Raw genomic sequence first — 11,752 nt, forward strand, 5'->3', positions numbered from 1 at the left:
ATCGAATATGCGGACAGAGTGGGTCGCTAAACGGCGTGGACAGAGCAATGTGTCCCAGATGTACTATGCACGTCAAGCTATAGTCACGGAAGAGATGCAGTATGTGGCGCAGCGAGAAAAGTTGCCAGTCACGCTGGTTCGGGATGAGGTTGCACGGGGTCGTATGATCATCCCGGCAAACATTAATCATCCCAACCTGGAGCCGATGGCGATCGGCATTGCCTCTAAGTGCAAAGTCAACGCAAATATTGGAGCATCACCGAACTCGTCTAACTTGCAAGAAGAGGTCGATAAGCTGCATCTGGCAGTGAAATATGGCGCTGACACTTTAATGGATCTATCGACGGGTGGTGGCAATCTTGATGAAATTCGGACAGCAATCATCAATGCTTCATCGATCCCCATTGGTACGGTGCCCATCTACCAGGCATTAGAGAGTGTGCATGGGACGATCGAGAGCCTCTCTCCCGACGACTTTTTGCATATCATTGAAAAGCACGCCCAGCAAGGTGTCGATTACATGACAATCCATGCGGGAATCTTAATTGAGCATCTGCCCTTGGTGCGCGATCGCTTGACGGGAATTGTCTCGCGCGGCGGTGGCATTATCGCAAGGTGGATGCTGCATCATCACAAGCAAAATCCTCTCTACACGCACTTTCAGGACATCATCGAAATCTTCAAGCGCTACGATGTCTCGTTTAGCTTAGGTGATTCGTTGCGTCCAGGCTGTACGCACGATGCATCGGATGCGGCACAATTGGCAGAACTGAAAACACTGGGTCAGCTTACTCGCAAAGCCTGGGAGCATGACGTTCAGGTAATGGTAGAAGGTCCCGGTCATGTGCCGATGGATCAAATTGAGTTCAACGTGCGGAAACAAATGGAGGAATGCTCGGAAGCGCCCTTCTATGTTCTGGGTCCACTTGTAACGGACATTGCTCCTGGCTATGATCACATCACCTCGGCGATCGGCGCGGCGATGGCAGGGTGGTACGGTACGGCAATGCTGTGCTACGTGACACCGAAGGAACATTTAGGCTTGCCAAACGCTGAAGATGTTCGCAATGGCTTAATTGCCTACAAAATTGCGGCTCACGCAGCAGACATTGCCCGACACCGACCAGGGGCACGCGATCGTGACGACGAGCTATCTAAGGCTCGCTACAACTTTGACTGGAACCGTCAGTTTGAGCTATCGCTTGATCCGGAGCGTGCCAAGGAATACCACGACGAGACATTACCTGCGGATATTTACAAGACCGCTGAGTTTTGTTCTATGTGTGGTCCCAAGTTCTGCCCTATGCAGACCAAGGTCGATGCCGATGCTCTTACGGAACTGGAGAAGTTCCTTGCAAAAGAGCCTGTGGCAACCGTTCAATAGGCTAGAAAGTGGCAACGATATTGCTTTAACGATCGCAGTACCTTCTTAAAGGACAACAGCAGTAGCGAGTGGCTTAACTGCTGTTGCCTTTGCTGTCTAGAAGTGCTGTCTGAAAGTGACGCGATCGCAGTATCAAATCTGCTGGCTGTATGTCTACTTTGCTGATACAGCATTGACATCAACAGTTTTTGTGTCTGATGCGAAGCCTGGGCTGGCTGCTTCACTCGTCTGGAGCGGCTCTTCGCCCTTGCGTCCTTTCAGGCGATCGAGCGCCCAAGTCGACAACTCGGCAATGAGTAAGGTGGCAATGAGACCGTCATCAATCCAGCCTACGACGGGAATAAAGTCTGGGGAAATATCGATCGGGCTAAGCAGATAGATCAGTGAACCGCCAATGATCCACCAACGGTACTTAGGATTGCGAATGACATTGCGATACCAACCTGAGATTGAGTCTTTCATTTAAGGTTTCTCCTCCGATTACATTTAAATCTTGGCAGATCGCTTCAGAGAATTCTGGTGTGGATATCCTCCTGTTTTTAGGAGTGCGCCAGTACGGCTCTGGGAGAGGCATAGCGGGGAATCTGTCAACGACTAAAAGGATTGCTTTATTGACGCGATCGCTTCTTAACCCTATGGTCACCAAAGGCTTACCCATTGTTCTCAGTCTTTGGACTCAAACTGCAACATTTCGCTTAGTTTTGACTGAAGTTTCTTCAGTTTGCTTGAATGTGGTTCTAAATCTCTAAAATTGAGTAGCCCCAGATTTACGCATACAATTAAGCGGAGATCTGAGGTAGGGAACGTATGGAGGATAAAACAGACTGTGAACGTTGCGGAAATCTTTCAAAAGGGTGGAGTCACGATCTTGCCCCTGCTTTTTCTCTCAATCCTGTCGCTCAGCGTCATTATTGAGCGTGCCTGGTTTTGGACGAATGTGTTGCTCAAAGAACGTGAGATCGTCAATCGGGTACTGGATGCCTCACGAAGGGACTGGGGAACCGCCAAGGAAATTGCTCGACAGGCACACGAGCAGCCGATCGGACGGTTTCTTTATAGCCCACTACAGCTTGAAAACGCTGATCCGGAGATGTTTCGCTTGGCGCTTGAGGCGACAGCCGATGATGAACTGGCAGCGATGCGTCGGGGTGACAAGGTGTTGGAAGCAGTGATTGCGCTGGCTCCATTGTTGGGCTTGCTGGGTACGGTCATTGGTTTGATTGTGTCACTGCGATCGATTCGTCTTGGCGATCTGGGCACAGCTTCGACTTCAGGAGTAACAAATGGGATTGGTGAAGCGCTGATTGCAACCGCTAGTGGGTTAATCGTGGCAATTTTTAGCTTGGCGTTTTACCGACTGTTTCAAGGCTTTTTGTTCAACCAAGTCAGAGTCTTTCGCAAAGCTGGTAATGACCTGGAACTGCTCTATCGGCAACATTGGATACAAAAAACGGATGGACAACCGTAGGGCGATCGCGTCACCTCATGCAGAGCGTGAACGTTAACCCGTGGGCAACGACGCTAAGTTGTAGCCACATTGACGATGTTGATGCTTTTTAAGGACGGAGTAATGAAAATTAACCTTGACTCGCCCCCTGAGGATGTTCAAATTCAGATTATTCCGCTGATTGATGTCATCTTTTGCATTTTGACGTTCTTTATTCTGGCGGCGCTTCAGTTGACTAGGCAGCAGGGAATCGAGATCGATTTGCCGAAGGCGAGCACGGGTGCGACACAGACGCGGCAAATGCTGGTGGTAACGGTGAGTTCAACGGGACAGACGTTTGTCAATAAACAGTTTGTCGATCGCGTCCAGCTTTACCAGCAGCTACAGGACTATCGCCAAAAAAATCCTGATGGGTTGCTAGTCCTAAATGCTTCGCAGACTGCTTTTTATAACGATGTTGTGCAGGTTTTGGATGTGATGCGACAGGTGGGCGGCGATCGTGTCGCACTAGCAACCCAACCTGCCGAAACCAATCAACCGTCTGGAGTGATCCCTGCTCCAACGGCTAGCCCTGGCTTGATTAATCCTACGACTGACCCATTTAACATTTTCGGTACCCCTAGTCCTAGCCAACCATCGAATGCCTTGCCGTCTCAATCGTCTCCTGCCTCTGGTCAACCCTCGGGTGCCGCTCCCTTTGGAGCACCTTCGCCAAGAAACAGTCCTTAGTAGCGAGCCGGAGTATAAACAGGCGATCGAAAATGAGCAGGACAATTTAATGCTCGGTCGATCGTCACTACTGAGCACTGACTACTGAATCCTGGCTTCAATCTGTGTCTTTATGTCGAGTCACGTGTCTTACTCTTGGTACACGTCCTTCTACAGCTCCACCGATACCGTTTAGTTAGCGATAGGCTTAATCGGGTTTGTCGCCAGACTAACTGAACTGAGAGGTACGTGCAATGAGTAACGAGAAGCTTAGAGAAACTAGTGCGCCGGATGCAAACCTTGATCCAATCACGGGCGAAACGGGCGCTCATCCGGTAGGCACTGGGGTTGGTGCCGCTGGTGCTGGCGCGGCTGGTGCGGCTGTTGGCGGCGCGATCGGTGGTCCGGTTGGCGCGGTCGTTGGCGCGGTTGTTGGTGCCGTTGGCGGTGGTTTAGCTGGTAAAAGTGTCGCTGAAAGAGTCAATCCAACGGTTGAAGATGCCTACTGGCGCGAGAACTATGCCTCACGCCCTTATGTGGAGCCGGATCATAACTACAGTGATTACGAGCCAGCGTATCGCACTGGATATGAAGGATACTCCAACCATCACGGTCAGAGAGTGACTTATGACCAGGCTGAACCGACCTTACGTCAAAATTACGAAACGCAGCATGGCGGCGGTAGACTAGCTTGGGAAAAGGCAAAGCACGCGACTCGTGATGCATGGGATCGGGCAGAGCGTGCCCTTCCCGGTGATGCTGACCACGATGGTAAATAGCTCAGTAACTTGATTGTTGCGGTCAATGAGAACTACCAGGATCAATTGATTCTGGTAGTTTTTTATGTGTCTTTGAAGTTGTCTGTTGTGACTGGACAGTTCACAAACTGCCTATTCATCAAACTTAGGCTAAAGACTCAACGTATCTTGTATTGCTTGCATTGGTGGGCATCTACTTGTGTTTACGTCGCTGAGCGATCGCTACGTTTGGTTCAAGCAGTTGCCATACTAGCAACAGTGTATGAAGCGATGAAACCAATCATTTCTCTCAGCTGCGTGTCCGATATTACCCGTTCGAGTCTGGTGGAGAAGCAACCGATGGCGAGTTTTCGAGTCAAGCGTCCAACTCTAAAAGACTTTAAATGGCAAACGTTTCGTCCTCGCATTGCGACGCTGGTTCTTTTGGGAACTGTAGTGTTAGCCGCTGGAGTTTGCGCCGCCTGGTTTGTAGGAGAGGGAAATATTGACCATATCTTTACGCAACTAAATTGGTTACAAGAATCACCACCTCTCTGGCTGGCAGTGCCAATGGTGGCGATGCAATACCTGTTAGCACCAACGGTCATTCTTTTGCTGATCGCGCTGGTAGTAATGAAGGTGTCTCCAGAGCCGCGCCGTTGGTCACGGACGATCGTAGTCGGCATTTTGCTGGCATTGACCCTACGGTATATTGCTTGGCGATCGCTGGCGACCCTTAACCTTGCTGATCCCTTGAATGGCATCTTCAGCCTGGGCTTATTTGCGCTGGAGATGCTTATGCTGGCTAGCGGGATTATTCAGCTTTTCTTGATGCTGCGGATTAAAGACCGTCGTCGGGAAGCAGACCAGAATGCGATCGCGGTGCTAGAGGGCGAGTTTAACCCCTCAGTTGACATTCTCGTGCCCACGTACAACGAACCGTTGTTTATTTTGCGGCGCACGATCGTGGGCTGTCAGGCAATCGATTATCCCCATAAGCGAGTTTATTTGCTGGACGACACACGTCGATCAGACGTACAACAGCTAGCGGTGGAACTAGGCTGTGAGTACGTGACGCGCCCAGACAACCGCTATGCGAAGGCAGGGAATTTGAATCATGCGATCGCCCAGACTGCCCAAGAGCGCACTCACACGAAGAGCGACCTGATCGTGGTCTTTGATGCCGATTTTGTGCCAACTCGGAACTTTTTGACGCGTACGGTTGGCTTCTTTCAGGATGAGCAAGTCGCCCTGGTGCAAACGCCTCAGAGCTTCTATAACCCCGACCCGATCGCCCGTAATTTAGGCTTAGAAGATATTCTGACACCCGAAGAAGAAGTCTTCTACCGTCAAATTCAACCAATTCGGGATGGTGCGGGTGGGGTCATTTGTTCGGGCACGTCGTTTGTGGTCAGGCGCAGTGCGCTCGAAGCAACGGGCGGCTTTGTCACCGATTCGTTGAGCGAAGACTACTTTACAGGCATTCGTCTGGCAGCGCAGGGCTATCGTCTGGTCTACCTGGATGAGAAGTTGAGTGCAGGTTTGGCAGCCGATAACATGTCTGATCATGCGACGCAGCGGTTACGATGGGCACGCGGCACGCTCCAGGCGTTTTTTATCGAAGCAAATCCGCTGACGATTCCCGGTCTCAGCCCTTTACAACGTTTGGCACATTTAGAAGGACTGCTGCACTGGTTTACCAGCCTTTCTCGTGTCGGCTACTTGATTGCACCGTTGGCGTTCTCTTTTTTAGGTGTCATTCCCGTTCGAGCGACACTAGATGAGTTGATGTATTTCTTCTTGCCCTACTATGTCGTGCAGCTCACGTTTTTCTCCTGGCTTAACCACCATTCGCGATCGGCGTTGCTGTCAGATATTTACTCGCTTGTGCTGACGTTTCCCCTCGCGCTAACGGTCATTCAGGTGATGCTGAATCCATTCTCGAAGGGCTTTAGCGTCACGCCGAAAGGAACCGCGACCGATCGCTATTCTTTTAACTGGAATCTGGCACTACCGCTGATGGTGCTGTTTATCATTACGGCTGTCAGCCTGTGGCGCAACCTGGGTATGTGCATGGTCATTGGCTGGTCAGCAACTGTAACCCCCGAACTGAAAGGACTGGGGCTTGGCTGGCTCTGGAGTAGTTACAACCTGATCATGCTGGGTATTGCACTGTTGATTTTGTTAGATGTGCCACGCCCTGATACCAATGGCTGGTTTGACTTGCGCCGAACGGTACGGTTGTGCTTTTTGCCAGCGATCGACGAGCCGCGGGACGCAGAAGCACAAAGACAGGCAGACACAAAACGGGAGAACGTAGAGAGCGTAAGGCATTGGCATCGTCGGGATGGTATGAGCACACTCGTTGCACCATCGCCTCACTCTTTATTGCTTACCTCGCCGCAAAGTGACAGCAATCCAAAGCCCTCAGCTCTTAGCCTCTGGGGTGTTACTACCATGATCTCTGAAGCGGGCGCTGAAATCGCTTTCACCCAGTCTGGCTTTCCAACTTTGGCAGAGGGGGAAACGCTACCAGTCTCGCTGGAAGTGATGGAAGTTGACTTGAAGCTGCAAGGCGTGGCGGTCTGTAGCGGTATGAGGGATGAGTTTCCGACGGTGCGAGTGATGTTTGAGCACTTGAACCTAGCGCAGCAGCGCTGTTTAGTGGAAATGCTGTATTGTCGTCCAGGGCAATGGAAGCGACGCAAAACGCCGGGAGAGTTCCAGTCGCTACTGCTGTTGTTCAAGATTTTGCTAAAGCCACGGATACTCTTCGATCGCGATCACGCTGTGCGGGCAATTGAGGTTGCCAAGGGTTAGAGACAACAGACGATTGTATCCAGTATTACTAGCCTACCCATATTTACACCAGGCTGTAGTGGCGTAGAGCCTTGACACCTGGCAGGGTGAAATTACTGGTCGATCAGTGATCCCGCCCATCCTGATCACGGCAACATGACAGTAGAATGGTTGCCGTTGTCTAAAAATCAGGTCAAATCAAAAACTGCGTGCCACATAACCTTATTGCCCCTGGTGAATCTGCTACAGTTGCCTTGCCGCCTTGTGCAGAAGCACTACCATTTACCTTACAAGACCTGAAGGCAAGTATTCCTGCTTACTGTTTTCAACCCTCTGTCTGGAAATCCCTTTCTTACTTCTTTTTAGATTGTGGAGTCATCGCCGCTCTCTATGCGATCGCCCATTTTCTTAACGCTTGGTGGTTCTTCCCCTGTTTTTGGCTGGCGCAAGGAACCATGTTTTGGGCGCTCTTTGTCGTCGGGCATGATTGTGGTCATGGCTCCTTTTCACGCCAAAAATGGTTGAACAGCCTTATTGGGCACCTTTCCCACACGCCGATCTTGGTGCCTTATCACGGCTGGCGGATTAGCCACCGGACGCATCACAGCAACACAGGCAACCTTGATACAGACGAAAGTTGGTATCCCGTGTCGCAGGCGAAGTATGAGCAAATGCCCTGGTACGAAAAGCTTTTTCGCTTTTATGTGCCGCTACTGGCGTACCCAATTTATTTGTTTCAGCGATCGTCCGATCGCAAAGGATCACATTTTCATCCTGCCAGTGACCTGTTTCGCCCATCTGAGAAATGGGATGTGTTGACCAGTACAGCACTTTGGCTGCTGATGATTGGCTTTCTGGGCGGACTCACCTATGCCTATGGCTGGCTGTTCCTGGTGCAGTATTACGTAGGACCTTACATCGTCTTTGTGGTCTGGCTGGATTTAGTAACGTTTTTGCACCACACCGAGCAGGAAATCCCCTGGTACCGCAATAGCGACTGGTACTTTTTGAAAGGAGCACTTTCGACCATCGATCGCGACTACGGCTTCATCAATGCCATTCACCACGACATCGGTACTCATGTAGCGCATCACATTTTTCTCAACATGCCCCACTACCACCTGAGAGCGGCGACGAAGGCAATCAAGCCTATTCTGGGCACCTACTACCGCAAGTCAGATGAATCAATCTGGAGCGGCTTTGTGCGCTCGTATCGCACCTGTCGCTTTGTACCAAATACAGGCGCAGAGGTTTACTATCAAGCACCGAAACGTCAACGCAGTTAGGCTTCGTGACTAGGGATAGTCGCTGAGCGATCGCACTTTACTTAGCAGTACAGGGCGATCGCTCACACAACTGACACATTCGTTTGATGTAGACTTTTACGTAATGCAACCGTGGAAGCATGACGAACCATCAGCCAGAACCGACGACTCAGCAGTTGCTCACTGCGCTCTTGCAAGCAGGAGCACAGCAGCAACAAAGTCTTGATGTTTTAACGAATCAAATCGGACATCTGACAGAACAGCAGCAGCATAGCCTTGGCGTTCTGACGGATCGCATTGCACATCTGGGAGAACAACAGCAGCATAGCCTTGGCGTTCTGACGGATCGCATTGCACATCTGGGAGAACAACAGCAGCACAGCTTTGATGTTCTTACGAACAAAATGGAGCATCTAACCGAAAAGCTTGATACGCTTACTGAGGTCGTCACAACTGGCTTTTCAGAGCTGAAAGCCATCACCCAGGAACAAGCAGAAACCGCAAAACAACAGGCAGAAACCGCAAAACAGCAGGCAGAGAGCATCTCACGTCTTGCTGCTACTGTAGAGCGTCAGGCTCAAATTGTGGAGCGATTGCTACCACAGAGCCTTAGGCAATAATGATTGAGCGCTGTTACAACCAGGAGATCGCCGTGTGCAGATTACCAAACGCAATGTTGAACTGCGGGTAGACGATAGCTTGATGCGGCTGTACGTCGCAGTTCCTAAACCAGAGGGACGCTATCCTGGCATTCTGTTCTATAGCGATATTTATCAGCTTGGCGGTGCCATTACTCGTTTGGCAGATCGATTGGCAGGCTACGGATACGTTGTAGCGGCTCCCGAAATTTTTCATCGGCTGGAACCAGTGGGTACTGTCATTGAACCAGATGATCTGGGGCGGATGAGAGGCAATGATGCGGCACGACGAACGGCGATCGCCGACTACGATGCCGATGCTCGTGCTGTACTTGCTTGGCTCAAACAAGAGAGCGCTGTCGTGCCAGACCAAATCGGCACGATCGGCTTTTGTATTGGTGGGCATCTTGCCGTTCGCGCAGCGTTGCAACCCGGCATTAAAGCGACGGTTTGCTGTTACCCCACAGGTATCCATAGTGGCAAGTTGGGTAAAGGCGTTGCAGACACGCTTCAACGTATGGGTGAGATCAATGGAGATGTACTAATGGTCTTTGGTACGCTTGATCCGCATGTTCCAGAGGACGGGCGACAGGCGATCGTTCAAGCGCTAACTGACACTGGGGTCTCTCACACCGTTCTGCTGTATGAAGCAAATCATACCTTTATGCGTGATGATGGCTACCGCTACGATCCCGCAGCGGCTGATGCAGCATGGGCAGAGATGACAGCCTTTTTCAAGCAGGTTTTTGGCTAACGTCAGACGGTTGATCGTTTACTGAATCTTCGCCTCAAAGGAGCGACAGAAATCTTGCATACCCGTCTTGATCGCAAAAATAGCGACAGGGGTTGCCAGCTTGAGCGGTAGCATCGTGTGCTCGGTGAGGCTGAGAAGCAAGTTGCCAGTCAAACCGTCCTCCAGGGCTTCTTTGTGATCAGCACGGCAAAGAATGTGTCGCCACTGTTTTGCCACACTCTCAATCCAGCGATCGTTGGTCTCAGGTTCTTGTCCAACCTGAATCGCCAGCGCGATCGCCGCATCTTCCAGATCGCCTTCACAGTCTTCAATCTCATTCAGAGCTACCAGCGCATCAGGGTAGCCTGCCAGATCAGCCCGGAATTGCTCGATTTCTTCTAGTGTGACAGTGATAGTCATGGGACAGCAAACGTTACAGCTAGAGCGATCGTATCATTTCGCAGCCTTGCAGTGTTTGCTTTGTAGACGCTTAGACGATCGCTACAGCCCGACGAGTTCTCGTGATTCTAAGCCAGTCAGTTTCTGAGCGATCGTGAGCCGTGTTTCTAACTTGGCGACGCTAAACTCGTTGCGTAAATGCTCTAACCGCGCCAGCGCATTTGCTTTCTCAGTGGAGATGCGGTTCAAGGCATCCAGTGCCCGGTAATACTCCTGGTTAACCTGAAGCACCTCAAAGCGCCGTGCTTTGCGCTGATTGTCGTTTTTGAGTGCAGTTTCAAAGGCGACGACCATCTCGGCATTGCCTTCGAGACGAGCAATATGCTGACGCACTTCCGCCATTTGATACTCAAATTCGTTGACGGCTTGGGCAGCTTGCGCGATCGCGCTGGGATATTGACTGAGACTAAGTTTCATAAACTAACTCCCGGAAAGGAATAAACAGCAAACTAATGGTGATCGGCACAAGGCTCAAGGTCAACAAGACTCAAGCAACCAATTCTGTCAATTGAGGTAGTGGAGTACGGTGGGGCAGATCAGTTGGAGCAGGAAACTGCTTTACCTGATCGACAGCAGCTTTTTCCAACACTTTGACTTCGATGTTGACTGCAATTAGGTATGACCCAGACTCTTCTCCGACTGCCTGAGCCACTAAATCTGCTAAAGCTGGGTGATCAGCGGTAATGGGGTCACGTAGCGTACGGCGATCCCAGTCATACTTCGCATCTGGATCCAGGTTGAGAATATAGTGCTTGGTCATGAGACAAGACTTGAAATAGTACATGTATACTATTTTAGTAGATTTACTGGTTGGTTTCAAGTAGGGCGCTAGGCTGCGATCGCTCTGCCTGAAACGCCGATTTTGTCTAGTGTTAGGCTGCCTTGAAGTACTGTTCTTCGTGCGCCTTGTCGCTCCCAATACGCTAGGGTGCCAGCAAGGTCACTATGTCCACGCAAACAGATTTCGTAGCTCTGTAACATGACTTGGCTGCGACGAATCTGAAACTGGGCACCCATTCTGGCTAGTTTTTGGGCAAACGTCTGCGCTTGCTTGAGCTGCTCAAAGCCGAAGTAGCAGATGGGAGAGGCAGCTTTAAAGGGCGATCGCACGACTAGAACTCTCGGTGATAAATACTGCCCCACTCGACCCTGCTGGAGTGAAAAGAAGCGACCGATTTGCATTGAAACTCTCTAGCTATCATCTTCTACGATCGTAATGAAAAGCGATGCCATTTGGAGAGAGCAAGCACTAGGGGAAACCGTCTTCTGATATAGCTGCCCCTGCGGCTTTTGAGGACAGCGGTGCGGTTTTCCGTATGTTAAAAAAAACGGGTTCTTGGACACAATTTGGCTGCTTACAGTATTGCTTGTCCGGAACCCCGTTTTCTGCATCAAAAGTCTGCCAGAGACGGCAAAAAAAGGGAGCAGGAAAGTGCCTCCTAATCCCTTCAGATACGATCCTGTTTGAATGATGAAAATTACGCTCGTCTGCGCTATGGCAAGCAGCGGAGCCGTCAGCCATCAGCAAAAAAGCTGATAGCTGATAGCTGATAGCTGATAGCTGATAGCTGATAGCTGATAG

General features: G+C 50.7%; 13 protein-coding genes and 1 pseudogene. 8 read left to right on the forward strand and 6 right to left on the reverse strand.

What is annotated here, in order from left to right; translation table 11 throughout:
- The first annotated feature begins 7 nt into the window (after window positions 1-7).
- On the forward strand, window positions 8-1,384 hold the full coding sequence (gene thiC, locus AC5JO6_RS10245; protein ID WP_496080961.1) for a phosphomethylpyrimidine synthase: 1,377 nt from the start codon (window positions 8-10) through the stop codon (window positions 1,382-1,384).
- A 153-nt stretch (window positions 1,385-1,537) separates the two neighbouring features.
- Here thiC and AC5JO6_RS10250 read toward each other — a convergent pair whose 3' ends face one another.
- Entirely contained in the window at window positions 1,538-1,846 is a 309-nt protein-coding gene (locus AC5JO6_RS10250; protein ID WP_496080962.1) for a YkvA family protein, read from the reverse strand.
- Between the two features lie 364 nt (window positions 1,847-2,210).
- On the opposite strand from AC5JO6_RS10250, the gene AC5JO6_RS10255 reads away from it, so the two are divergent.
- The 7 genes from AC5JO6_RS10255 to AC5JO6_RS10285 all read left to right on the forward strand — a co-directional run bounded on the left by AC5JO6_RS10255 (window position 2,211) and on the right by AC5JO6_RS10285 (window position 9,732).
- Window positions 2,211-2,852: a MotA/TolQ/ExbB proton channel family protein gene (locus AC5JO6_RS10255; protein ID WP_496080963.1), complete on the forward strand. Its 642-nt coding sequence runs from the start codon at window positions 2,211-2,213 to the stop codon at window positions 2,850-2,852.
- 102 nt (window positions 2,853-2,954) lie between these two features.
- Complete coding sequence (locus AC5JO6_RS10260; RefSeq protein ID WP_496080964.1) at window positions 2,955-3,560, forward strand: ExbD/TolR family protein; 606 nt, start codon at window positions 2,955-2,957, stop codon at window positions 3,558-3,560.
- A gap of 233 nt (window positions 3,561-3,793) precedes the next feature.
- Window positions 3,794-4,318 carry a hypothetical protein gene (locus tag AC5JO6_RS10265; protein WP_496080965.1) on the forward strand — a complete coding sequence of 175 codons (525 nt, stop codon included), beginning with the start codon at window positions 3,794-3,796 and terminating at the stop codon, window positions 4,316-4,318.
- A gap of 318 nt (window positions 4,319-4,636) precedes the next feature.
- Window positions 4,637-7,096 carry a glycosyltransferase family 2 protein gene (locus tag AC5JO6_RS10270; RefSeq protein ID WP_496080966.1) on the forward strand — a complete coding sequence of 820 codons (2,460 nt, stop codon included), beginning with the start codon at window positions 4,637-4,639 and terminating at the stop codon, window positions 7,094-7,096.
- Window positions 7,097-7,299: 203 nt separating this feature from the next.
- Window positions 7,300-8,361 (forward strand): fatty acid desaturase, encoded by a 1,062-nt coding sequence (locus tag AC5JO6_RS10275; RefSeq protein ID WP_496080976.1) that lies wholly within the window; start codon window positions 7,300-7,302, stop codon window positions 8,359-8,361.
- 119 nt (window positions 8,362-8,480) lie between these two features.
- Window positions 8,481-8,960 carry a hypothetical protein gene (locus AC5JO6_RS10280; RefSeq protein ID WP_496080967.1) on the forward strand — a complete coding sequence of 160 codons (480 nt, stop codon included), beginning with the start codon at window positions 8,481-8,483 and terminating at the stop codon, window positions 8,958-8,960.
- Between the two features lie 34 nt (window positions 8,961-8,994).
- Window positions 8,995-9,732, forward strand: coding sequence for a dienelactone hydrolase family protein (locus AC5JO6_RS10285; protein ID WP_496080968.1), 738 nt, complete (start codon window positions 8,995-8,997; stop codon window positions 9,730-9,732).
- 18 nt (window positions 9,733-9,750) lie between these two features.
- On the opposite strand, the gene AC5JO6_RS10290 is transcribed toward AC5JO6_RS10285, so the two are convergent.
- The 5 genes and pseudogenes from AC5JO6_RS10290 to AC5JO6_RS10310 all read right to left on the reverse strand — a co-directional run.
- Window positions 9,751-10,131 carry a hypothetical protein gene (locus tag AC5JO6_RS10290; protein ID WP_496080969.1) on the reverse strand — a complete coding sequence of 127 codons (381 nt, stop codon included), beginning with the start codon at window positions 10,129-10,131 and terminating at the stop codon, window positions 9,751-9,753.
- Between the two features lie 81 nt (window positions 10,132-10,212).
- On the reverse strand, window positions 10,213-10,587 hold the full coding sequence (locus tag AC5JO6_RS10295; protein WP_496080970.1) for a hypothetical protein: 375 nt from the start codon (window positions 10,585-10,587) through the stop codon (window positions 10,213-10,215).
- Window positions 10,588-10,657: 70 nt separating this feature from the next.
- Complete coding sequence (locus AC5JO6_RS10300; RefSeq protein ID WP_496080971.1) at window positions 10,658-10,930, reverse strand: hypothetical protein; 273 nt, start codon at window positions 10,928-10,930, stop codon at window positions 10,658-10,660.
- A 68-nt stretch (window positions 10,931-10,998) separates the two neighbouring features.
- On the reverse strand, window positions 10,999-11,352 hold the full coding sequence (locus AC5JO6_RS10305; protein ID WP_496080972.1) for a hypothetical protein: 354 nt from the start codon (window positions 11,350-11,352) through the stop codon (window positions 10,999-11,001).
- Between the two features lie 67 nt (window positions 11,353-11,419).
- A pseudogene (locus AC5JO6_RS10310) lies at window positions 11,420-11,752 on the reverse strand (hypothetical protein); the annotation flags it as partial.

The sequence above is a fragment of the Tildeniella sp. genome (assembly GCF_059505325.1).

Coding starts and splice junctions, on each gene's coding strand:
- thiC (WP_496080961.1), top strand. CDS start 8: ATGCGGACAGAGTGGGTCGCTAAACGGCGTGGACAGAGCAATGTGTCC.
- AC5JO6_RS10250 (WP_496080962.1), bottom strand. CDS start 1,846: ATGAAAGACTCAATCTCAGGTTGGTATCGCAATGTCATTCGCAATCCT.
- AC5JO6_RS10260 (WP_496080964.1), top strand. CDS start 2,955: ATGAAAATTAACCTTGACTCGCCCCCTGAGGATGTTCAAATTCAGATT.
- AC5JO6_RS10265 (WP_496080965.1), top strand. CDS start 3,794: ATGAGTAACGAGAAGCTTAGAGAAACTAGTGCGCCGGATGCAAACCTT.
- AC5JO6_RS10270 (WP_496080966.1), top strand. CDS start 4,637: ATGGCGAGTTTTCGAGTCAAGCGTCCAACTCTAAAAGACTTTAAATGG.
- AC5JO6_RS10280 (WP_496080967.1), top strand. CDS start 8,481: ATGACGAACCATCAGCCAGAACCGACGACTCAGCAGTTGCTCACTGCG.
- AC5JO6_RS10290 (WP_496080969.1), bottom strand. CDS start 10,131: ATGACTATCACTGTCACACTAGAAGAAATCGAGCAATTCCGGGCTGAT.
- AC5JO6_RS10295 (WP_496080970.1), bottom strand. CDS start 10,587: ATGAAACTTAGTCTCAGTCAATATCCCAGCGCGATCGCGCAAGCTGCC.
- AC5JO6_RS10300 (WP_496080971.1), bottom strand. CDS start 10,930: ATGACCAAGCACTATATTCTCAACCTGGATCCAGATGCGAAGTATGAC.
- AC5JO6_RS10305 (WP_496080972.1), bottom strand. CDS start 11,352: ATGCAAATCGGTCGCTTCTTTTCACTCCAGCAGGGTCGAGTGGGGCAG.